General features: G+C 67.3%; 24 protein-coding genes and 2 tRNA genes. 7 read left to right on the top strand and 19 right to left on the bottom strand.

Going from position 1 to position 21399, the window contains the following annotated elements; translation table 11 throughout:
* Positions 1–29 precede the first annotated feature (29 nt).
* A tRNA-Ala gene (locus PNO31109_RS09295) sits at positions 30–105 on the top strand.
* Positions 106–120: 15 nt separating this feature from the next.
* Positions 121–196 (top strand) — tRNA-Glu (locus PNO31109_RS09290).
* A 158-nt stretch (positions 197–354) separates the two neighbouring features.
* Here PNO31109_RS09290 and PNO31109_RS09285 read toward each other — a convergent pair.
* Both PNO31109_RS09285 and PNO31109_RS09280 read right to left on the bottom strand, forming a co-directional pair.
* A complete protein-coding gene (locus PNO31109_RS09285; RefSeq protein WP_150555315.1) occupies positions 355–651 on the bottom strand; it encodes a YciI-like protein in 297 nt (98 codons plus the stop codon).
* Between the two features lie 37 nt (positions 652–688).
* Positions 689–1456 carry an AraC family transcriptional regulator gene (locus tag PNO31109_RS09280; RefSeq protein WP_241014198.1) on the bottom strand — a complete coding sequence of 256 codons (768 nt, stop codon included), beginning with the start codon at positions 1454–1456 and terminating at the stop codon, positions 689–691.
* Between the two features lie 126 nt (positions 1457–1582).
* Between PNO31109_RS09280 and PNO31109_RS09275 the strand changes: the two genes are divergently transcribed.
* On the top strand, positions 1583–2509 hold the full coding sequence (locus PNO31109_RS09275; RefSeq protein WP_150555314.1) for a DMT family transporter: 927 nt from the start codon (positions 1583–1585) through the stop codon (positions 2507–2509).
* A gap of 65 nt (positions 2510–2574) precedes the next feature.
* Here PNO31109_RS09275 and PNO31109_RS09270 read toward each other — a convergent pair whose 3' ends face one another.
* The 3 genes from PNO31109_RS09270 to PNO31109_RS09260 all read right to left on the bottom strand — a co-directional run bounded on the left by PNO31109_RS09270 (position 2575) and on the right by PNO31109_RS09260 (position 4532).
* Complete coding sequence (locus PNO31109_RS09270; protein ID WP_150555313.1) at positions 2575–2892, bottom strand: VOC family protein; 318 nt, start codon at positions 2890–2892, stop codon at positions 2575–2577.
* Between the two features lie 174 nt (positions 2893–3066).
* Complete coding sequence (locus PNO31109_RS09265; protein ID WP_150555355.1) at positions 3067–3570, bottom strand: hypothetical protein; 504 nt, start codon at positions 3568–3570, stop codon at positions 3067–3069.
* Positions 3571–3794: 224 nt separating this feature from the next.
* On the bottom strand, positions 3795–4532 hold the full coding sequence (locus PNO31109_RS09260; RefSeq protein WP_174966340.1) for a YoaK family protein: 738 nt from the start codon (positions 4530–4532) through the stop codon (positions 3795–3797).
* A 378-nt stretch (positions 4533–4910) separates the two neighbouring features.
* On the opposite strand from PNO31109_RS09260, the gene PNO31109_RS09255 reads away from it, so the two are divergent.
* Positions 4911–5432: a DUF1993 domain-containing protein gene (locus PNO31109_RS09255; protein WP_150555312.1), complete on the top strand. Its 522-nt coding sequence runs from the start codon at positions 4911–4913 to the stop codon at positions 5430–5432.
* A gap of 68 nt (positions 5433–5500) precedes the next feature.
* Here the strand turns inward: PNO31109_RS09255 and PNO31109_RS09250 are convergent, their stop codons facing one another.
* Both PNO31109_RS09250 and PNO31109_RS09245 read right to left on the bottom strand, forming a co-directional pair.
* On the bottom strand, positions 5501–6034 hold the full coding sequence (locus tag PNO31109_RS09250; protein ID WP_150555311.1) for a GNAT family N-acetyltransferase: 534 nt from the start codon (positions 6032–6034) through the stop codon (positions 5501–5503).
* Positions 6031–6720: a type 1 glutamine amidotransferase domain-containing protein gene (locus tag PNO31109_RS09245; RefSeq protein WP_150555310.1), complete on the bottom strand. Its 690-nt coding sequence runs from the start codon at positions 6718–6720 to the stop codon at positions 6031–6033. Before PNO31109_RS09245 ends, PNO31109_RS09250 begins: the two co-directional genes overlap by 4 nt.
* A 283-nt stretch (positions 6721–7003) precedes the next feature.
* On the opposite strand from PNO31109_RS09245, the gene PNO31109_RS09240 reads away from it, so the two are divergent.
* Positions 7004–7618: a glutathione S-transferase gene (locus PNO31109_RS09240; protein WP_150555309.1), complete on the top strand. Its 615-nt coding sequence runs from the start codon at positions 7004–7006 to the stop codon at positions 7616–7618.
* A 54-nt stretch (positions 7619–7672) separates the two neighbouring features.
* Here PNO31109_RS09240 and PNO31109_RS09235 read toward each other — a convergent pair whose 3' ends face one another.
* From PNO31109_RS09235 to PNO31109_RS09220, 4 genes are all read right to left on the bottom strand, one after another.
* Positions 7673–8434, bottom strand: a complete 762-nt coding sequence (locus PNO31109_RS09235) for an ABC transporter permease (protein ID WP_150555308.1) — start codon at positions 8432–8434, stop codon at positions 7673–7675.
* Positions 8435–8442: 8 nt separating this feature from the next.
* A complete protein-coding gene (locus PNO31109_RS09230; protein WP_150555307.1) occupies positions 8443–9372 on the bottom strand; it encodes an ABC transporter ATP-binding protein in 930 nt (309 codons plus the stop codon).
* 260 nt (positions 9373–9632) lie between these two features.
* Positions 9633–10061, bottom strand: coding sequence for a VOC family protein (locus tag PNO31109_RS09225; protein WP_150555306.1), 429 nt, complete (start codon positions 10059–10061; stop codon positions 9633–9635).
* Between the two features lie 109 nt (positions 10062–10170).
* Positions 10171–10590: a YybH family protein gene (locus tag PNO31109_RS09220; protein ID WP_150555305.1), complete on the bottom strand. Its 420-nt coding sequence runs from the start codon at positions 10588–10590 to the stop codon at positions 10171–10173.
* Positions 10591–10826: 236 nt separating this feature from the next.
* Here PNO31109_RS09220 and PNO31109_RS09215 point away from each other — a divergent pair, with 236 nt between their 5' ends.
* On the top strand, positions 10827–11486 hold the full coding sequence (locus tag PNO31109_RS09215; protein WP_150555304.1) for a TetR/AcrR family transcriptional regulator: 660 nt from the start codon (positions 10827–10829) through the stop codon (positions 11484–11486).
* Between the two features lie 61 nt (positions 11487–11547).
* On the opposite strand, the gene PNO31109_RS09210 is transcribed toward PNO31109_RS09215, so the two are convergent.
* On the bottom strand, positions 11548–12453 hold the full coding sequence (locus PNO31109_RS09210) for a LysR family transcriptional regulator (protein ID WP_150555303.1): 906 nt from the start codon (positions 12451–12453) through the stop codon (positions 11548–11550).
* A gap of 239 nt (positions 12454–12692) precedes the next feature.
* On the opposite strand from PNO31109_RS09210, the gene PNO31109_RS09205 reads away from it, so the two are divergent.
* Positions 12693–13451: an SDR family NAD(P)-dependent oxidoreductase gene (locus PNO31109_RS09205; RefSeq protein ID WP_150555302.1), complete on the top strand. Its 759-nt coding sequence runs from the start codon at positions 12693–12695 to the stop codon at positions 13449–13451.
* Positions 13452–13505: 54 nt separating this feature from the next.
* On the opposite strand, the gene PNO31109_RS09200 is transcribed toward PNO31109_RS09205, so the two are convergent.
* The 7 genes from PNO31109_RS09200 to PNO31109_RS09170 form a co-directional block, all read right to left on the bottom strand.
* Positions 13506–14450 carry a DMT family transporter gene (locus PNO31109_RS09200; RefSeq protein ID WP_150555301.1) on the bottom strand — a complete coding sequence of 315 codons (945 nt, stop codon included), beginning with the start codon at positions 14448–14450 and terminating at the stop codon, positions 13506–13508.
* Positions 14443–14922 carry an Lrp/AsnC family transcriptional regulator gene (locus tag PNO31109_RS09195; RefSeq protein ID WP_150555300.1) on the bottom strand — a complete coding sequence of 160 codons (480 nt, stop codon included), beginning with the start codon at positions 14920–14922 and terminating at the stop codon, positions 14443–14445. Before PNO31109_RS09195 ends, PNO31109_RS09200 begins: the two co-directional genes overlap by 8 nt.
* 377 nt (positions 14923–15299) lie before the next feature.
* The gene (locus tag PNO31109_RS09190; RefSeq protein ID WP_241014287.1) at positions 15300–16613 is read right to left on the bottom strand and encodes a porin; all 1314 of its coding nucleotides are present in this window, start codon (positions 16611–16613) and stop codon (positions 15300–15302) included.
* A gap of 98 nt (positions 16614–16711) precedes the next feature.
* Complete coding sequence (locus PNO31109_RS09185; protein WP_150555299.1) at positions 16712–18082, bottom strand: MFS transporter; 1371 nt, start codon at positions 18080–18082, stop codon at positions 16712–16714.
* A 177-nt stretch (positions 18083–18259) separates the two neighbouring features.
* The gene (locus tag PNO31109_RS09180) at positions 18260–19570 is read right to left on the bottom strand and encodes an FAD-dependent oxidoreductase (protein ID WP_241014285.1); all 1311 of its coding nucleotides are present in this window, start codon (positions 19568–19570) and stop codon (positions 18260–18262) included.
* A 23-nt stretch (positions 19571–19593) separates the two neighbouring features.
* Positions 19594–20082 (bottom strand): aconitase X swivel domain-containing protein, encoded by a 489-nt coding sequence (locus tag PNO31109_RS09175; protein ID WP_150555298.1) that lies wholly within the window; start codon positions 20080–20082, stop codon positions 19594–19596.
* Positions 20079–21368: an aconitase X gene (locus PNO31109_RS09170; protein ID WP_150555297.1), complete on the bottom strand. Its 1290-nt coding sequence runs from the start codon at positions 21366–21368 to the stop codon at positions 20079–20081. Before PNO31109_RS09170 ends, PNO31109_RS09175 begins: the two co-directional genes overlap by 4 nt.
* Positions 21369–21399: the final 31 nt, after the last annotated feature.

Raw genomic sequence — 21399 nt, 5'->3', positions numbered from 1 at the left:
TGCGCTATAGTCTCACTTCTTCGCAGTACGGGGGTATAGCTCAGCTGGGAGAGCGCTTGCATGGCATGCAAGAGGTCAGCGGTTCGATCCCGCTTACCTCCACCAAAACGAAGACTTTATGTCCCCTTCGTCTAGAGGCCTAGGACATCACCCTTTCACGGTGAGTACAGGGGTTCGAATCCCCTAGGGGACGCCAGATGCATCGGCGTGAGGTTCCTACGAACCCGCGACGGGAATCGGTTGTCGGCAAACCCGCTTGGCTTTACGGCCAGGCGGGTTTTGTTTTTTCTGCGGTAGTCGCTTCCCGTCCCTTCTTCTTCCTCTTCGCCCTCCTTCCTCCTCTTTCTGCCTCGTTCAGCGCACCGGCGAACTCGCCGTCTTGCCGACGACGGTCTTCCACGGCCGTACACGCCACGATTTCACCAGTCCGTTCACCACGTAGGGATCGGCCGTCGCAAATGCCTCTGCCGCTGCCGGCGAGTCGCCTTCGAACAGCAGTGCCGCCGTGTCGACGGGCGATTCCAGCGCGCCGGCGAGCAGCAGTTCGCCGCGCTCGGACGCCTCCCACGCAAGGGCGAGATGCGCCTCGCGATACTGTGCGCGGCGCTCCAGGTAATCGTCGACGAGGTCGTAAGTCAGCAGGTAATGCATGTGAGGTCTCCGGTGAAACGACGAATGCGTCGTGGGGTCATCGATAAAACGCCGAGGGCGACACGCCGAAGTGGCGCTTGAACATCGCGGCAAAGGCGCTTTGGCTGGCGTAGCCGTGATCGAGGGCGACATTGACGATCTTCTCGCCGCGGGCGAGCGCTTCGAGCGCCTGCAGCAACCGCGCCTGCTGACGCCAGCGACCGAACGTCACGCCCGTCTCTCGGGCAAAGTTGCGCTGAAACGTCTTCGCCGACAGCCCGGCGTCGCGCGCCCATGCGTCGATGGTTGCATCGTCGCACGGCGAGCGCATCAGATGCTCGCACACGCGGGCGAGCCGCGCGTTGCTCGGCCACGGCAGGTAGAGCGGCAGTACCGGCAGGGCGATGAGCTCGTCGAGCAGCAGACGCATGAGCCGCGCGTCGCGCGAGTCCGGTGCGTAGTCGGGCGGCACGTCGATGGCGGCGAGAATCAGCTCGCGCATGAGCGGCGTGATCTCCACCACGCAGCTCTTGTCGGGCAGCGGCTCGTTGCCCGGCTCGACGAAGACGGTGCGCATCTTCACGTTGCCGCTCATGCGCACGGTGTGTTCGAGCCCGGCCGCGAGCCACACGCCGCGTGTGGGCGGCACCACCCAGCGTCCCGAGGCCGACCCGATGATCATCACGCCTTCGATCGCATAGAGCAGTTGTGCGCGGCGGTGGCTGTGCGATGCGATGAACTCGTTGTGCGCATAGTCGACCGCCATGGCCGCCATCGGCATGGGTGTGCTCTCGTAGCGCAGGTGGTCGGTCAGGCGGGAATCCATGAATCGGCTCGCTGGTGTCCCTTTTGAGACAGGTTTGGGCATTTTAGCGCGAGACACCCTGCATGGCATCGGGGACGATGGCGTTTCGCACTTCTCGTTCCACCTTCACACTTGCGGAAAATCATCATGGGGTACTTCCTGTATCCGCTCGGCGCCATGCTGCTCTGGGCGGGCAATGTCATCGTCTCGAAGCTCTCGGCCACCGCGATTGCGCCGTCGGCCATCACGTTCTATCGGCTGGTGCTGGCCCTGGCCGTCATGACGCCGTTCGTCATTCGGCCGCTGGCGCGCAACTGGCACCATATTCGCCCGCAACTCGCGAAGCTCGCGTTCCTCGGCTTCCTGAGCATGTCGTTCTATCAGAGCCTGTCGTATCTTGCGGCGCACAGCACCACGGCGACGAACATGGCTATCGTGACCGCACTCGCGCCGCTGCTCACGCTGCTCTGGAGCGTGGTGCTGCTGCGCGAGCCGCCCACGCTCGGCATGCTCGTCGGCGGTCTGCTCTCGCTCGCGGGCCTCGTCTATCTGATCGGTCAGGGCCATCCCTCGCAACTGCTCGACGGGGGCGTGCATCCGGGCGATGTGCTCATGCTGATCGCGTCGGCGTCGTATGGCCTGTACAGCGTACTGCTGCGGCGCTGGCATGTGGCCGTGCCGCCGGCGCAGTCGACCTACGTGCAGGCGTGGGCCGCGCTCGTGACGATGATCCCGATGGTGGCCATCGTGCCGGACGGTCAGGCACAGCTCAACATGGCGACCGTGCCGCTCGTGCTGTATGCGGGACTCGGCGCGTCGATCCTGTTGCCGATTCTGTGGATCCAGGGCATTCGGCACCTCGGGCCGAATCGCTGCAGCATGTTCATCAATGTGTTGCCCGTGATGACGGCCGCGATTGCAGTGGTGATGCTGGGTGAGCGCTTGCACGCGTTTCATGTGTTTGGCGGCGGCGTCGCGCTCATCGGTGTGTTCATTGCGCAGCGCTGGCAGCGCCCGCTGCCGGGTTTCGGCACGCCGGCCGCGCCCGAGGCATCGGACGAAGTGCCGGCGTGAGGCGCGTTGGCCATACTGCAACGGCGCGCCCACGCACGATCGCAGGCGCGCGCTCGCGCATCGGGTCAGGCGTGGCGCACCGCAACCCCGTAAGTGCTCACTATCCGGCGATCCTGCTCGTCGGCCGAGAAGGCTTCCCACAGCAGGCCGTTGCAATCGGTGCTGCTCGAATATCCCGGCGTCTCGTCGTCTTCGAATCCGACGTGCCGCAACTCGCCGGCGCGGCCCGGCGACTGATTGATGGAGAAGTTGAGCAGATCGGTGCGCCACATGGCGTATGCGCCGGGCACGACCGCCGAGGGCGGCTGGCCGAGGCGTGCCGAATAGTCGGCGATGGATTGGTCGAGGTCGCGCACGGCGAGCGCGACGTGAAAGCGTTTCATGCGGGAAGCTCCAGAACGGACGTTACCAGACGTCGGCGCATCGCCGTGTGAGTACCCGCTTGCGCGGCGAGCGACGTGCCGGGGAGCTAAGATCTTAGGCAGCGCGCACGCAAGCAGCCAGACGGTGGGATATCCCGGTATTCCAAGTCATTGGCTGACGAGCGGAGCGGGCGCTCACTGGGGGCGCTGAAAGTCGTTCTCGACCCATGCGCGCGCACTGTTGCGTGAGAGCTTGAACGTCGGCGCGACCTTGACCGATGCGATCGTCTCGCCGAAGCGGTCGACCGCGCTCAGCATGGCATAGGGATCATAGTCGTCGGGCACGATGTCGAGCGTGACGTCGATGTCACCGTCCGGCCCTTCGATGCTCACGCGCTTGTGCAACTGCGCGTGCAACTGCTGCTCGTGGCGGCGCAATACTTCGGCCGCCGTCTTCACCAGCGTGTGGAATGCACCGACGTCGAGCGGTTTCGGATTTTTCTTGTCGCGCCCCATCGTCCACGGTCCGACGAGCGCCGGTTCCGACTCGCCGTCCTTGTACATGGCCACCGCCCAGCCGTCATCCTCCTCGTTCTTCACCACCTTCGCCGTCCAGCCGTCGTCGCGCCACAGGCGGTCTTCGTGAATGGCGTCGCTGTGTGCGCAGATGTCGTCGTTCGGCGGGAGATCGGAGGCGATGGTAGTCACTGTCGTGAGGAATGAAACCGAGTGGCGGGGAGCCGGCGGACGCTCCGACGAAGCCAGGCGCCCGCCGGAGCCGGGAATGTTGCGAAGCACGCCGTGGCATTTGCCTCGCGCGCGAAGGGAGCGATTTTACCGCGTTCGCCCGAGGCGCGGGCGCGAGCGGCCGGCTCGCACGTTGGTGCACCGGCGCACCGCTCGCGCCATTCGTGTCATTCGTGTCATTCGTTCGCGAACGCGAGTGCCACGAGCAGTGCGACGGGCAGCAGCACGCTCCAGAAGCCCGCGCCTTGATAGGCGAAGCCGCCGAAGATCGCGCTCACGGCGAATGCAGCCAGCGCAGGCAGCATCTTGCGCAGGCGCGCGCGAGCGGCCGAGCCGCTGCCGCGATCGCCGCCAGCGAGTTCCACCATGTCGATGACGATCTGCGTGGTGTTGCCGGTCATGATGGTGGTCGGCGCGAGGTCGGCCAGCACGATGCGGCCGACGGCGTTCTGGACGGCGAGGGCCGCCACGCCGAACATGCCCGAGAGGACAGCGAGGGGGGCGTCGGCCGAGACGATCGGCTGCGCGACGAGCCCCACGATCATGAAGCCGAGCAGCAGCAGCGTCTGCGCGCCGAGCAGCAGACGCAGCGGGCGGCGCCCGGTGCGCGAGGCAGCCTGTACGACCAGTTTGACCATCGCCACGAAGAGGACGAACACCGGCAATGCCAGCAGCTTGGCCACCACGCCGACGTGCGTGGCCGCGACGAGCTGCACGCCGATCATCACGAAGTTGCCGGTCACGTGTGACGTGAACAGACCGAACAGCGCGATGAACCCGACGACGTCGATGTAGCCCGCGATGAAGGCGAGCGTCATGCCGATGCCCGACGGCTTCGCGAAGTGGCTCACCCAGGCGCGCGCGAGCGAGGCGGCTTCGTCCGCGGCGGGGAGGGGGCGGGGGGCACGACTCATGGGCAGCTCCTTTGGCGATGACCGTGGCGCATCGCGCAGGCTCGGCACGCTCGGCACGCTGGGCACGCTCGGCGCGTTCGGGCACGCTCGGCACGTTCGGGCACGCTCGGCACGTTCCACACGTTCGGTACGGCGCGCCTGTCGTCACGGGGCATGTCTTCGCCTGACCGCTTGCAGTCGCCGCTCGGCGCGCCCGTGAAGCATATCACCGTGCAACGAGGCCCATGCCGGGAGCGTTGCCATGCAGCGCGCGACACACCCCGTTCGCCATCCGACCCGCTGCACGGCGCGATTCGCGCAGCGCTGCTAGCATGTCACTTTGACTCGCGCTCGCCTGGCGATGCCACGTCACGGCGCCTTCTACCGAGGAGTTTTCCGATGCCGATTTCCCTTTATCGCGCCACGATTCCCGTCTACCTGCGCGGCCTGACCGTCATGGCCGACTACATCAAGGCCGCACGTGCGCATTGCAACGCCGCCGGCCTTGCTCCAGAGTCGATCCTCAAGGCAAGGCTCGCCCCGGACATGCTCGACTTCATCGGGCAGGTGCAGCGCGTGAGCGATACGGCGAAATTCGCCGTGGCCCGGCTGACCGGTACGGAGTCGCCGCGCTTCGAAGACAACGAGACCACGTTCGACCAATTGCGCGATCGTATCGCCAACACGGAGGCGTACATCGCCGGAATCCTGGAAGACCGCTTCGAAGGCGCCGAGGCGCGCAGCATCACGCTGAAGTTCAGGGAGCACCAGACGACGATGGGCGCGGTGGACTATCTGCTGAAGTTCGCGCTGCCGAACTTCTACTTCCATGTGACGACCACGCACGACATCCTGCGGGCGCAAGGCGTGAAAGTCGGCAAGGCCGACTACCTCGGGCCATACGAGATGGAAAAGATCTGACGCACGAACGTCGCGTGCGACCGGTGCGGCGCGCGCAGCGCCCCGCGCGGCATCGCACGCGGCATGCGTTAGCGCGTCGCGATCGGCAGATACATGCGCAGCTCGTCGACAAACGCATTGCCCGCGCGCATGGCGTCGGGCTCGCGTCCAATCTCGACGAAGCCGAACGATTGATACAGCGCGATAGCGGCACGATTGTCGGCACTGACCTGCAGTGTGACGTGGCGCAGTCCGGGTTGCGAGCGCGCCAGCGCGAGCGCGGCGTCGACGAGCGCTCGGCCGACGCCGCGGCCCATGGCGTCCGGGTGCACGTACATGCCCCACAAAAAGCCGACGTGCGCGAACTTCGGACGCTTCTGACGCGCCAGCCCGAGCGTGCCGACAAGACGCCCCGTCTCGTCGAACGCGCCGAACACGCCGGCGTCGGGACGAACTTCCAGCCACTCGCGCACGCGCTCGATCGGCCAGTCCTTCTCTTCCTCGTAGCTCGACCCGAATGCCTGCGGGTAAGCCTGCAGTCCGGACAGGCGCAACGCCTGGAAGGCGAGGGCGTCGGCCGGCACCAGGCGCCTCACGTCCACGGCAGCGGTCGTCATGCTCATGGCAGGCGCGGTTCCATCATGGCAAGTACGGTGCGGGCGGCCTCCTCGGAGGACGCGGGGTTCTGGCCGGTGACGAGGCGCCCGTCGCCGACCACGTGCGATTGCCAGTTGTCCGCTTTCTCGTAGCGCCCGCCCAGTCGCTTGAGCTCGTCTTCGACGAGAAACGGCACGACGTCGGTCAGGCCGACGGCGGCCTCCTCGTCGTTCGAAAAGCCGGTGACGTGGCGCCCGCGCACGAGCGGCTCGCCGTTTGCGGCGCGCACCTGGCGCAGCACGCCCGGCGCGTGGCAGACGAAGCCGATGGGCTTGCCCGCGCGCTCGAACGTTTCGATCAGACGGATGGAATTCGGGTCCTGGGCGAGATCCCAGAGCGGGCCGTGGCCGCCGGGATAGAAGAGCGCGTCATAGTCGTCGGCGTTGACGTCGGCGAGCCGGAGTGTGTTGGCCAGCGCCTTCTGGGCGTCGGGATCTTCGCGGAAGCGGCGTGTCGCCTCCGTCTGCGCATCGGGCTCGTCGCTCTTCGGGTCGAGCGGCGGGTGGCCGCCGGCGGGCGATGCCAGCGTGACGTCGAGTCCTTCGTCGATGAACACGTAATAGGGGGCGGCAAACTCCTCGAGCCAGAAGCCGGTCTTCTTGCCCGTGTCGCCGAGGCGGTCGTGCGAGGTCAGCACCATCAGGATGTTCATGAAACGTCTCCCTGTCGAGTCGGCCATGCGAATCATTCTACCTGTCATGCCCGTCACTCGCAGGTGACAGGCAGCAGCATCGCAGGTTCCCGTCGGACGTGCCCGCCCGCCCTTGCATGTGAGCGAGATTCACACAAAAGCGCAATGGAATTCGATTTGCACGCCGACGGGCGTCCGCTATGCTTGTGCGAATGCGGGCCTCGCCCGTTGCCGTCGTTCCGCGCGAACGCTCGAGCATACCGATATCGGCGGCGACCTGCGCTGCCACCCACAGGAGCGACACATGCAGTTGATTGGAATGCTGGACTCCCCCTATGTACGCCGCACGGCGATCTGTCTGAAGCTGCTCGGCCTGCCGTACACGCACCGTTCGCTCTCGGTGTTCCGCACGTTCGACGAATTCGCGACCATCAACCCGGTCGTCAAGGCGCCGACGCTCGTGACCGACGACGGCACCGTGCTGATGGACTCCACCCTCATCCTCCAATACCTGGAATCGCTGGTCGATCCGGAGCGGCGTCTGGTGCCGGTCGAGCCGGCGGCGCACTTGCGCTCGCTGCGACTCACCGGCCTGGCGCTGGCCGCGTGCGAGAAGTCGGTGCAGCTCGTGTACGAGCGCGAGCTGCGCCCGAGCGAAAAGCGGCATGCACCGTGGACGGAGCGCGTGCGCAAGCAGGTGCATGCGGCGTTTCGGGCGCTGGAACTGGAATTGGCGCAAGCGCCGATCGTGGCAACGCCCGACCAGATCGGCGAGCATGGCGTGACGGTCGCCGTGGCGTGGCGTTTTCATCAGCTGCTGCTGCCGGAGGTCGATTTCGGCAGCGAGTTTCCCGAGCTTGCCGGCTTTTCGGCGCGCGCCGAGGCGCTGCCCGCCTTTCGCGAGACGCCGCCGCTCTGAAGCGCGGCGGCGCGGCCGGCGCGATACACCGGGGCGGCGCCGCCGGCCCCGGCGTCAGCTCTTGAGGCGGTAGCCGGTCTTGAACATCCACGCCACGACGGCGAGGAAGACGGCGAGGAAAACGAGCGTCATGCCCAGGCTCACACCGACGCTCACGTCCGCCAGTCCGTAGAAGCTCCAGCGAAAACCGCTGATCAGATACACGACCGGATTGAACAGCGTGACGGTGCGCCAGAACGGCGGCAGGATGTGCGTCGAGTAGAAGCTGCCGCCGAGGAACGTGAGCGGCGTGATGATGAGCAGCGGCACGAGTTGCAGCTTCTCGAAGCCGTCGGCCCAGATGCCGATGATGAAGCCGAGCAGGCTGAAGGTGACCGCCGTGAGCACCAGAAAGAGAATCATCCACAGCGGATGCTCGATACGCAGCGGCACGAACAGCGCGGCCGTGCCCAGCATGATCACCCCGAGAATGATCGACTTCGTCGCTGCCGCGCCCACGTAGGCGACCACGATTTCCATGTATGACACGGGCGCCGAGAGCACCTCGTAGATCGTGCCGGTAAAGCGTGGAAAGTAAATGCCGAACGAGGCGTTCGACACGCTTTGCGTGAGCAGCGAGAGCATGATGAGGCCCGGCACGATGAAGGCCCCGTAAGGCACGCCTTCGATCTCCGGGATGCGCGAGCCGATGGCCGCGCCGAACACCACGAAATAGAGCGAGGTCGAGATGACCGGCGAGATGATGCTCTGCATGAGCGTGCGGCGCGTGCGCGCCATCTCGAAGTTGTAGATCGCCTTGACGGCGTAGAGATTCATGGCGCGACTCATCCTTCCTTCCTGTGCACGAGCGAGACGAAGATGTCTTCGAGCGAGCTTTGCGTCGTGTTCAGATCCTTCACCGAGATGCCGGCGCGCTCCGCGTCGCGCAGCAGGGCGGCAATGGAGGTCTGTTCGATATTGGCGTCGTAGGAGAACACCAGTTCGTGGCCAGCATTGCCGAGCGTGAGCCCGTAGGCGGCCAGCGATTCCGGCACGCTCGTGAGCGGCTCGGCAATGTGCAGCGTGAGCTGCTTGCTGCCCAGGCGCCGCATGAGCTCGGTCTTCTCCTGCACGAGCGTGATCTGCCCGCCGGTGATGATGCCCACGCGATCGGCCATTTCCTCGGCCTCCTCGATGTAGTGCGTGGTGAGGATCACCGTCACGCCGGTCTCGCGCAGCGATTGCACGAGACGCCACATGTCGCGGCGCAGTTCGACGTCGACGCCGGCGGTCGGCTCGTCGAGGAACAGCACGCGCGGCTCGTGCGAGAGCGCCTTGGCGATGAGCACGCGCCGCTTCATGCCGCCCGAGAGCTGCATGATGCGGTTGTCCTTCTTCTCCCACAGCGAGAGCGAGCGCAGCACCTTTTCGATGTACGCGGGGTTCGCCGGCTTGCCGAACAGCCCGCGCGAGAAGGAGACGGTGGCCCAGACCGACTCGAACGAATCGGTGGTCAGCTCCTGCGGCACGAGGCCGATGGCTTCGCGCGCGGCGCGGTAGTCGGTGACGATGTCGTGACCGTCGACGGTGATCGTGCCCGAGCTCGGGCGCACGATGCCGCAGATGGTGCTGATGAGGGTGGTTTTGCCCGCGCCGTTCGGGCCGAGCAGGGCGAAGATCTCGCCGCGCCGGATGTCCAGGTTGATGTTCTTGAGCGCCTGGAAGCCGGTCGCGTAAGTCTTCGACAGATTCTGGATTGAGATCACGGATGACATGGCGGCGACGATAGCACAGGCTTGCCCGACGCGTTGGGCAGGGATGGACAGGAACGGGTGGGCACCGATGGGCGCGCACGGACGGGGCGAAACCGAGGGGGGCGGAGGGGGACGGACGGCTTGCGGCGGACGCGACCCGGGTAGGGATCGGGCGCCGTACCAGGCAGCGGGCGGATGCCGGGGTGCATGCGCGCCGCCCGCGCCCCGGCGTCCGTGCGCCGCCCTGGCCCCACGGTGCTGTGAGGCCAGGGGCAGCCGTGTCAGCCCTTCGGCATTTCCTGCGGCACGATGACCATCCACTGCATGCCGAAGCGGTCCTTGACCATGCCGAACGTCTTTGCAAAGAAGGTCGGCCCCAGCGGCATCGTGACCGAGCCGCCGTCGGCGAGCGCGTTGAACGCCTTTTCGGCGGCGCCCGCGTCCGGGAAGTCGACCGACAACGAGAAACCGTCGAACTTCGGCTTGCCGCTCACGCTGCCGTCCGAGACCATCAGCATCGTCTCGCCGACGGTGATCTCGCCGTGCATGATCTTCTGCTCGCTGCCCGGCGGAATCATGCCTTCCGGACAACCCTGCGGGCTGTCGCCGTAACGCATGAGCATGCCCGGTTTCGCGCCGAGCGCGTTCTTGTAGAACTCGATCGCTTCTTCGCAGCGGCCTTCGAAAAACAGATAGGAATGGACTTGCATGGAACGCTCCTGGATATGTCAGAAAAGGGGGGCCAGTTCATGACTTCATGGCTGCATGGTTTCGTGGCCCCGTTCATCCCGCGGGGGAAAAACGCGAAGCGCCTGCGGGTCAGGGCGCAAACATCATCGGCACGGACGCATGCTCGTGCACCACGCGCCAGCGACCCTGCGACTTGCGATACGCCACCGTCGCCCGCACGGTGGCCCCGTGCGTTTGCCCGTCCGGGCCGGTATTGCGCACGACATTCACGCTGTGGCTGAACGCCAGTTCACCGGCACATTCGAGATGCCATTGCGTGACTTCGAAGTGGATCGGCCCCACGGTGTGGCCGAACCAGCCTTCGAGCAGGCGGCGATAGGCGTCATGGCCGCGATGCTCGGTGGGCGGCATCACGTCGAACACCACGACCTCGGGGTCGTAGTGATCGAGCAGCGTGCCAACCTGCTTGGTGCGCACGGCGTCGAGCCATGCCGACTGGATCGCACGGATCGCGGCCTCGTCGCCGTGTGCGGGATACGTCTCAACCATAGTGCCTCCTGATGCAAAACGAGTGACTACCGATGGGGACTGCAACAGCGGCGACGTTCACGGCGCCCTCCGGCGCCGCCATGCACCGTGCGCCGGGGGGGCGCCGCTGCAACGGATCGCGCGCATTGCCCGCAATGCGGGTGATTCGCCGACCGCGAGGGCGCTGCCACTTGTCTTTGTGGACGGTGTACACAAACAATAGCAGACATAATGGACACTGTCCACAAGGAGTTGCAATGTCAGAACAAGAAACGACGACGGGACCGGCGCGCACGACGTACCGCCACGGCGATCTGCGCCGGGCATTGCTGGAAGCGGGAATCGCACTGGCGCGCGACGGAGGGCCCGACGCCGTGGTGCTGCGCGAAGCCACGCGCCGGGCCGGCGTCGTGCCAAACGCCGCGTACCGGCATTTCGCGAATCGTCAGGATCTGCTCGGCGCCGTGCGCTCGGCGGCGCTCGCCGAGCTGGCGGTGGCCATCGAGCGCGAGCTATCGGCGCTCATCGCGCTGCCTTCGCTCGACCGCGTGGCGCTGGCGCGGGCGCGCATGCGGGCCGTGGGCGTGGGCTATCTGCGTTTTGCGCGGGCCGAGCCGGGGCTCTTTCACACGGCGTTCGCGCCGTCGGAGAACGTGCGTTCGCCCGCTGATCCGGCCAAGGCGGGGGCGAGCGGGCTGAATCCGTTCGAATTGCTCGGTGCGGCGCTCGACGGCATGCTGGCCGCGGGCATCATCGATCCGGCACAGCGACCCGGCGCCGAATATCTGGCGTGGGCGGCGGTGCACGGGCTGTCGGTGCTCGTCATCGACGGTCCGCTACGCGATTTACCCGACAACGAGGTCGATGCTCTCGGTCATCGGCTCGTTGCGATGGTCGAGCGCGGGCTGGCGCAGTAACGGCCGTCATTGACGTCGACCGGATGTGGGCCGTGGGCCGGCAAGGCGCGCTACCGCTGGCTCAAGTGGCCGTCAGGCGCGGCGTGAGCAGATCGGCCAGCCAGTTCATGAACGCCTGCACGCGGCGCGGCAGATGCCGCCGATTGGCATAGAGCAGCGTGACGGCGAGCGGCTCGGCCTGATATTGCGGCAGCACTTCGCGCAGCGTCCCTTCCGCCAGATGTCCGCGCACGCCGCTCTCGGGCGCCTGGATCAGGCCGAGCCCGGCGAGGCACGCCGCCTGATAGGCGTCGGCGTTGTTCACGGTGAGCACGCCCTCCATGGGCCATTGCGCGTAGCGCTCGCCGTCGAAATACTCCCATCCGGCCGGGCGTGTACCGAGCGTGGTCGTGTAGTACACCAGCCGATGAGCGCTCAAATCCTCGAGCGTTTGCGGCACGCCGTAGCGTTCGAGATACGCCGGACTGGCCACGTTGATCTGCCGCATGCGGCCCAGCGGGCGGGCGATCAGCGTCGAGTCGCCGATGGCGCCCACGCGCAGCACGCAGTCGAAGCCCTCGCGCACGAGGTCCACGCGTCGGTCGGTGCTCGACAGCTCCACCCGCAGCGCCGGGTGTTGGGCGAGAAACGCGGGCAATTGCGGAATGACGGTCGTGCGCGCGAGCGTGGCCGGCAGGTCTACGCGCAGACGACCCGTGAGCGCCTCGTCGCTCGCCACGAACATCGTTTCCCATTCCTCCATGTCGGCGAGCAGGTCCTGGCATCGCTCCAGGCATGCCTGCCCGTCCTGCGTGAGCTGTACCCGCCGCGTGGTCCGGTGCAGCAAACGCGTGCCGAGCTTCGTCTCGAGCTGCTTGATGGCGTTGGAGACGCTCGCTCGCGGCAGGCCGAGGCTGTCGGCCGCCTGTGTGAAGCTGCCGGTTTCAGTTACGCGCACGAAGATGCGCATGGCGTCGAGCTGATGCATGGCGAGTCGCGATCCGTCGATCGATTGTTATCAGAACTTGATCAGTGTAATTAAATTTGCCTGATTTATTGGTGAAATTCGTTGCAATAGCATGTTGAACATAGCGAGGCGCCCGGCATGCAGCAAGGCGGGTGCGGCGCGAACACGGGACGCGACGGGCGGTGTACAGGCCGGTCGACGCGTCGTTCAACGGGGCCGCCGCCCGCGCGGCGGGGCCCGATGCTCACAGGAGAATCACCATGACTCGCAAGATCGTACTCATCACCGGCGGCAGCCGTGGACTGGGCCGTGCATCGGCATTGGCGGCGGCACGTCGCGGCATCGACGTCATCCTCACCTATCGCAGCCAGCGCGCCGAAGCGGACGCCGTCGTCGCCGAAATCGACAGGCTCGGCGCGAATGCGGTGGCGTTGCCGCTCGACGTCGCGGACGCCGCGCAGTTCGCCCCGTTCGCGGCGCAAATCCGTCGCGTGCTGCGCGAGGTGTTCAGGCGCGACACGTTCGACTTTCTGGTGAACAACGCCGGCACGGGACTGCACGCCATGTTCGCCGAGACCACCGAAGCGCAGTTCGACGAGCTCGTGCGCGTGCATCTGAAAGGCCCGTACTTTCTCACGCAGGCGTTGCTGCCGCTGATCGCCGACGGCGGCCGCATTCTGAACGTGTCGAGCGGTCTGGCGCGTTTCTCGCTGCCGGGCTCGTCGGCTTACGCGATGATGAAGGGCGGCATCGAAGTGTTTTCGCGCTATCTCGCCAAGGAGCTGGGCGCACGCGGCATTCGCGCCAACACGGTCGCGCCCGGCGCGATCGCCACCGACTTCAACGGCGGCACGGTGCGCGACAACCATAGCGTGCACCAGATGGTCGCGACGAATACGGCGCTCGGCCGCGTGGGCGAGGCCGACGACATCGGCGGCATGGTGGCGTCGCTGCTGGCCGAGGAGACCGGCTGGATCAATGCGCAACGCATCGAGGCCTCGGGCGGCATGTTCATCTGAGACGGCGCCCAAAGCCTGCACGGCACGCCCGGGAAGTCCGGGCGTTCGCGCCGTTCAGCGCGAGGCGCGGCGCGAGCGCATGGCGCCGGACCAGGCAACGGCCCCGACGATGCACACGCCGCCGACGGCCATCTTCAACGTGGGCGACGTGCCGAACAGGGCCCACGCAAAGGCAATGGCGTAGACCGGCTCCAGCGCGATCACGACAGCTGCCTGACTGGCCTTGACGGCGCGCAGCGCGTGAATGAAGAGCGTGTAGGCGAGCGCGGTGCACACCACGCCCAGGCACGCGAGCCAGCCCCACTGCGCGGCGGGCAGCGTGAGCGCTTCGCGCCATGCGAGCGGGGCGAGCACGAGCACGATGCCCAGGCATTGCCACCAGCTCGCCTGCAGCGGCGACGCCTGCGCGCCGAGCACGCGGTTGGACAGTGCGATCACGGCATAGATGGCGCCTGAGAGTACACCCCACGCGAGGCCGACGCTCGCGCCGGCGCGCCAGTCGAAGGCCGGCGTCACGAGCGCCAGTCCTACGCACACCAGGCCGATGACGCCGAGATCGCCCGCGCCGGGGCGTTCTCGCCGCAGCGGCCATTCGAGCAGGATTACGAACGCAGGAAAGCACGCGAAGCCGAGCGTGCCGACGGCGACGCCGCCCGCCTTGATCGCGAGAAAGAACGCGAGCCAGTGCACGGCAAGCAGCCCCCCCGCGACGACGAGCCGCAGCGCGGCGCTCGCCGGCAGGCCGCGCCAGGGTGCGCCGCCCGACAGCCGAGCCGCGGCGCGCAAGCCCGCGAGTCCCGCGAGGGCAATGACCGTGAGCGCGATCCAGGAAAAGAGTCCGCGCCCGAACACGATCATGGTGCTCGACGCGGCGATATGCTCGCCGAACAGCGCCGAGGCGCCGAACAGCATGGCCGCGGCGTGCAGGGCGATCTGGTGGCCGGCGCCGCCATGCGGCGCTCGCGCGCGGGCCGCCGCGGACGACGCGCCCTCAGGCATCGCTTGGCGCGTCGGGCACCGGGACGGCCGTGGTGTACATGACCTGCTTGAGCGCGAAGCTCGAACGGATGTTGCGAATGCCCGGAATGCGCGAAAGGCGATCGGTGATGAGCGTCTCGTAGGCGCTCATGTCGCTCACCATGACGCGCAGCAGGTAGTCGGCATCGCCCGACATCAGGTAACACTCCATGACGTTGGGCAACGCGGTGACGGCGGCCTCGAAGGCGTCGAGCCCATCGCGATTCTGGTTCTCGAGGGTGACGTGGATGAAGACGTTGATGTGCAGCCCGAGGCGGGAAGGATCGAGCAGCGTCACGCGCTGCCGGATGTAGCCCGCCGCTTCGAGCGCCTTGACGCGCGCGAGACACGGCGACGGGGACAGGTTCACCCGCGAGGCGAGTTCTACGTTGGTGAGGCGGGCGTCGGCTTGCAGCTCCCGCAGAATCTTCAGATCAATGGCGTCGAGTTCCATACCACAGTGCGCTCGCGGCCCCGGATGAGGGCCGGCGTTCCAGTCAATTGGCCGCCCGGTCGGCGACAGTGCCGCAATACTAGCCTATTTGGCCGTTCACCAATCAGTTCACCAATCAGTTCACCAATCAGTTCACCAATCGGTTCACCAACGGGTTCACAGTGGGGTCGCCAACGGATATGCCGCCGGGTTCACCATTGTCTCGTGCCCCGAGGTGCCCGGCAATTCACAGGTAACCTGATAATGGGCGCGCAATCGGGATCTGAATTTCGCCTCGATGCGCTAACAGGTGCTGCGCCTGCAAATCGCCGGACCCCGGCCTCGATGCCGGATGCGACATTGGACGCCGCTCGACGCGCGTGACGCCTCGCACGCGATCAGAACCGATGGCGCAGCCCCGCGAGCACGGCCACCTGGTTCCTTACGCCGGCGCCGGCCGGGCCGAACGCGTTGATCGCGGCCACTGTCGCATCGCCCGCGGCGCGTTGATAGATCACGGACGCATGCAGGTCCGTGCGCTTGGAGAAGTAATAGGCGGCGCCCGCGTCGATCTGATGCCAGCGCGCCCGCGTGCCCGAGGCGAACGACGTCGCCCCCGCGCCGGTATAGCCCGAAGCATCGGTGAAGATGTAGCCGACGCCCGCCATGATCGCCGGCGTGAACTGGTAGCGCGTGTTGATTTCGTAATTGTCCACGCGCAGGTCCTGCCCGCTCTGGTAGCGCAGCCGCGTGTCGGTGAGCACGGCGCTCACGCGCGCGTTGCCGAAGCGGTAGCTGCCCGCCACGCCGATCACGTCCTGACGCGAGACGAAACCCGAATTGTAGAAAAGGCTCGTCGAGAGCGTGTATTCGTCGCCGATGGCGCCGCCCGGATTGGTCGACGTGGCGGCCGACGCCGACGGGTTGCTCAGATGCAGAAATGATGCCGCCGCGGCGAGCGGCCCGCGCTGGAACTGGATGCCGAAACCGAGCGCGCGGTTGTTCGCGAAGCCGCTGCTGCCCGAGTTCGCGCTCTGGTTGCTGAACGCGTAGAGCGCGCCGAGCGTGAGGCCGGCCATCGGCGAGTACTCGTACTTGACCGACTGGTTCAGGCGGAACGTCGAGAAGGTGTTGTCGACGTCGCCCACGTGCGCACCATAGATGCTGCCGAACTGCGTCCACGATTCGAACGGCGACAGATAGACGAAACCGAATTCGTACTGGCGCCCGAAGGTCAGCGTGCCCCAGCGGGGATTGGACAATCCGGCGAACGCCTGCCGGCCGAACATGCGCCCGCCCTGCCCGAGCGCGCCGTTGATGCCGCTGAACCCGTTCTCGAGCGTGAAGATGGCCTTCGTGCCGTCGCCGAGGTCTTCGCTGCCGGTCAGGCCGAAGCGGTCGCCGCTGCCGAAGCCTGTGGCCAGACCCACGCGGCTCGCGCCCTTGGCGCCCACACTGGACGCGACATTGTTCGTGTAGCTGATGCCGTTGTCGATGATGCCGTAGAGCTGCACCGAGCTTTGTGCGAGCGCCGGCAACGGGCTCAGCCCGAGGCCGGCGGCAGCGAGCCCCAGGGCGGCGAGGCGCGCCGGCGTGCGCGCCATGCGACGCGAACGTGGCGTGCAGGCGGCCCGGACCGGGCCGGCGAACTCGGTGTGGCGATCGGGCGGGCACGAGAAGGGCCGTCCCACGCGCGCAGGGCGTTGGATCATGTTGTCTCCTGTAGATGTCTTGTAATGAATGGGGGGCCGCGTGCGGCGGCGCGCCGCGCTCGTGCGAAACCGCATCGCCCGGCCGGGGCGCCGGCGTCTCAGCTCTTGGCTGCGGCCGAAGCTGCCGACGCAGCCGGAGCGCCGTCGGCACCGGCATGGCGGGTCGTGCGCCCGAGCACCAGCGCGAGCAGCACGACGACGGCAACCGGTACGGCCGCCGCCACGAACAGCGTGGAGACCGGTAGCGAGAGCGAGAGCAGCAGGCCGCCGATCATCGGTCCCGAGATCGAGCCGATCTTGGCCACGCCGATGGCCGTGCCCGTGCCTTTGCCGCGAATCGCGCTCGGATAGACGGTCGGCGCCACGGCGTTCAGCCCCGACTGCGTGCCGGCCACGCAGAACCCGACGAGGAACACCACGGCGCTTAGCAGCATTGCCGGCATGCCGCTGCCGAGCAGCGCGACGAGCGGGCAGCCCACGAGCGGCAGGAACACGATCATGCGCGCGCCGTAACGGTCGATGAAGCGCATCAACGCGAGCCCGCCGGCCGTGCCGCCGATCGAGAACATCGCCGAGACCAGCGCGGCCTGTCTGGCGGGCACGCCCACGGCTTCGACGAGCAGCGGCAGCCAGTTCTGCAGTGCGAAGAGCGCCATCGAATTGGCGATGTAGGCGAGCCACAGCACCGGTGTGAGCGTGCGCAGGCGCCCCTCGAAGAGCATGGCCCAGCGAAACGGCGTGGGCGCGGGCTCGTCGCCAACGTAAAAGCGCGTGGACGTGTCGACGTTGGCCGCCGGATCGATCCTGCGCACGAGCCGCACGACTTCGGCGGGACGCCAGCCCTTGAGCACGAGAAAGCGCAGCGACTCGGGCATCACCACGGCGAGCACGGCGGCCACGGCGATCGGCGCGATGCCGCCAATGAGAAAGATCGCCTGCCATCCGTATGGACCGACGAGCATGGCCGCGACCGCGCCGCCCAGGCTCGCGCCGAGCGTATAGCCGGTGAACATGAGCGTGACCCATGTGGCGCGCAGGCGCTTCGGCGCGAACTCGGAGATCAGTACGAAAGCGTTGGGCACCGCGCCGCCGATGCCGACGCCGGCCAGAAAGCGCAGGATCAGCAGATGGTCGATGGTGCTCGCGCCGACCGTCGCGAGCGTGAGCACACCGTACCAGAGCGCGCCCCACAGCAGCGCTCGCTTGCGTCCGTAGCGGTCGCCGAGAATGCCGAACAGGATCGAGCCGACCATGATCCCGAACACGTTGATGCCGAACGCGGGGCCCAGTGCGGCGCGCGGAATCTGCCAGTCGCGCACCAGCGAGGGCGCCGCGTAGGCGAGCGCGGTGAGTTCGTAGCCGTCGGTGAGCATCAGAATCCAGGCGCAGAAGATGGTCAGAAATGCGAAGCGCCCGGGCTTTTGCGCGTCGATGAGACGCGAGATATCCATCGATTGCAGCGTTGCCATGTCTCCTCCATATGCCGGGTCGCCCGTAAGCGCCGGCTTCAGGAACCCGGGAGGCCGCACGTATATGCGCGCCTTCCCGGCAAGTTTCACTACGTCGTCACCTCGCTTCGGCCCGCCTCGCGCCATGCCGCGTCGCGTCCGGCGCCGCACGCGCCTTGCCGCGAGGCGCGCCACGTCTCATGACAGATGCGGCGGGTCGATCCGATCGACGTTGTCCGCGATACGGCGGCGCAACTCCGCGCGGTCGATCTCGTGGACGCTGCCGGTGTCGGCCAGGTCGAGCGCATGCGCCGCCGCCGCGCCCATCGCGATACACGGCCCCATCACGCGCACGCTCGACAGCGCGCTGGCGTCGGCATCGATGCAGCGGCCTGCGGCGACCACGTTGTCGGCGTCCGCCGCGAGCAGACTGCCCAGCGGCACGGTGTGCAGGTGGTCGTCGCCGAAGGGCTGCCAGACATAACCTTCCGGACGGTCGTGCAGCTCGATCGGCCACGACGTGCGCGCGACCGCGTCGGGGAACTGCGTGGCGGCGATCACTTCGTCCGAGCTCAGGGTGTGCGTGCCGACGATCCAGCGCGTTTGCCGGATGCCGGGCAGCCCGTAGCTGCGAATGCGCGCGTTGCGGTAGACGTCGGGATATTCCGCCTTGAGGAACTCGAAGGCGCGGTCCGCCTGATCGCGTCCCACGAGCGCCGTATGCGAGGCGGCCACCGGCTCGAGCGGCGTCTCGATGTGCGTCATGTTGGCGATGCCGATGTTGCGGCCGCGGAAATAGAACACGAGCCCGTCCTTGCGCTCGAGTCCGTAGGCGTTCGCGCGGCTCGCCACGCGCTCCTTGAATTCGGCCGGCGTCGGCGCGTGCGTCTCGTCGAGCCCTTCGAGCACGACCATCTGCGTGCCGTGCACCGGCGTTGCCGGCTCGCGGCATGACAGGCCCGCGTTCCAGGCAAGGGCGGCGTCGCCGCTCGCGTCGATGAAGCCCCTGGCGTCCACGTGTACGTCGCCGTAGCGCGTGGCGAGCGTCACGCGTTGCACGCGGCGGCCTTCCCGGGCGACGTGGCCGATGACGGCGCCCAGGATCACCGTGACGCCCGCTTCGAGAATCTTGCGCTCGATCCAGCGCGAGAGCGCGACTTCGTCGTACAGCACCACGGTCGTGAGCGGGCCTTCCTTGTAGTGCAGCGCGCCTTGCGCACCGAGGTCGCGCAAAATGCCGTCGGCAATCCCGTGCGTGACCTGAAAGCGCCCGGGGCCGTTCGAGAACAGGCCGCAGAACGTGCCGATGATCGAGTTGACGGCCTGGCCGCCCAGGGCGGGCAGGCTGTCGACGAGCACGACCTTGCGGCCGAGCGCGGCCGCCTCGAGCGCGGCCGAGGTGCCCGAGATACCGGCGCCGACGATGCAGATGTCGGCGTCGACGTGCCAGGCAGGGGGATGGGTCGCGCGGCGTACCACGCGAATATGGGTGTCCAATTGGGTGTCCAATGGCGTCTCCAGTAAAAGCCGGTTCAGGGAAGGGGCGCGACGCGCCGGGTCACTTCGACCACGCCGCGATCGGCGTCGACGACCACCCAGTCGCCCGTCCGGATGAGCGAGAGCGGATCGCGGTCGAAGTCCGTCAGCGCCGGCGCGTGCGTGACGACGGCGCCGAGCGCCATCTTGGTCGTCATCTCGTTGAACAGCATGGCAACGGGCGCGGCGCCGGCCAGCCGGGCGATGTGGAACTGGCTCGACCATCCCGACGAGCCTTTCGCCCCGGGGAAGACGAGCACCTTGCCGGCGAAACTCACGCCGCGAAGCTCGTGGCGCGTCTCGATCACCGTGCCGGTGCGCGGATCGATGCCGCCCCAGCCCGAGATGCGATCGCGCGTGACGAGCGCCTCGCCTTCGGCGCGTCCGCCGACCACGCGCCGGCCATGCAGCAAGAAGGTCCGCGTCTCGTGCGCGCCGGGCGCCTGGCCAGCGTCCTGCCGTGTCGTTGGTGTCGTGGTGCTCATGCCAGCGCTCCTGTCCAGCGACCGCTGACGGCGGCCGAAATGCACTCGGCCGTGGTGCCGCACCACGCCTGGATGTTCATGATGGCCGGCAAGTAGTGCGCCTGCTTGGCCGAATCGACGGCGGCCACACGCGTGCCGCGGGGCACGACGCGGCCGAGCGCGGAGCAGGTGTCGCTCATCAGATGCGCACCGGCCGCTTCGATGATCCGCGTGTAGCCGGCCTGATCGGCCAGTTGCCGCGTGGCGCGCGGCGTGAAGATCCACAGCTCGGTGTTTTCGTGCACCTTCTGGCCTTCGAGCAGCTGACAGACTTCCCAGATCTGTTCGATGGAGTAGTGCGGGCAGCCGAGCATCACGAAATCGATGTCGCGATCGCGCGCGGTGGTGTTCACGCGCTCGTAGGCGAGCCGTCGCTCGGCGGCGCCGTAGCGCAGCGTCTGGCGCAGCCTGCGCGGACCGAACGCTTCGTCGAGCGTGCGCGCTTCGGGCGTCATGCCCACGATGTGATACATCTCGACGCCGCCAGAGGACGCGGCCGCCGCACCGAAGTGCTTCAGGCGCGGCAGGTTGGCCGGGCCGCGAATGCCCTGCATCACGGGAATGCCTTCCGAGACGACTTCGCCGACGTAGTAGCCGAGCAGCCCCCATTCGAAGACGTTGTCGATCGGCACCTCGACCTGCACGAGATCGGTCCCGTAACGGTTCTGCGCGAGATGCAGGCCCCAGTACGGAATCTTGCCGGTGACCATGGCGGCGCCCGCGCTCTCGCGGCCCTCGGCATTGCTGCGCGCGCCGAGCACGGCGTTGATGTACACCACCGCCGAGGACTCCATCCATGCGCAGTGCTCGCCGCGCACCGGCACGTTGCCCACCTGGTACGGCGCGCACGTGTGCAGCGGCTGCACGCCGAGACGCCCGGCGTATGCTTCGCCGGCGCGGTACAGCGTGACCACCTCCGGCGCAATGCCTTGCCGCTCGGCATGCTCGGGGTCGAAGCCCTGCTGCAGGTGGCTGCTGTATGCCTTCATCGGGGGCACGGGCACGACTTCGGCGCTGTCGAGGTTGAATTCGGAGAACACGGCATCGAGATCGAGCGCGCCGCCGCGCGTGCCGAACTCGCGCAGGAACGGCGTGGTCGCGCCGAGCGTGCCGCACACGTTGTTGGTGTCGACGAGGCGTTCGGCGCCGAGCGCCTCGCCATAGCGCACCAGCAGGTCCATGGCCTTCTGTACGGCGGGGCCCTGGGCGCCGTCGAGCATGGCCTGCTCGTCGGGGGTCAGTTGCATGGGGAAAGCTCCTTGGTGAGAGTGGGGGCGC

Source organism: Pandoraea nosoerga (assembly GCF_902459585.1).
GTDB lineage: Bacteria > Pseudomonadota > Gammaproteobacteria > Burkholderiales > Burkholderiaceae > Pandoraea > Pandoraea nosoerga.
This window is presented reverse-complemented; position numbering and strand designations above follow the sequence as displayed.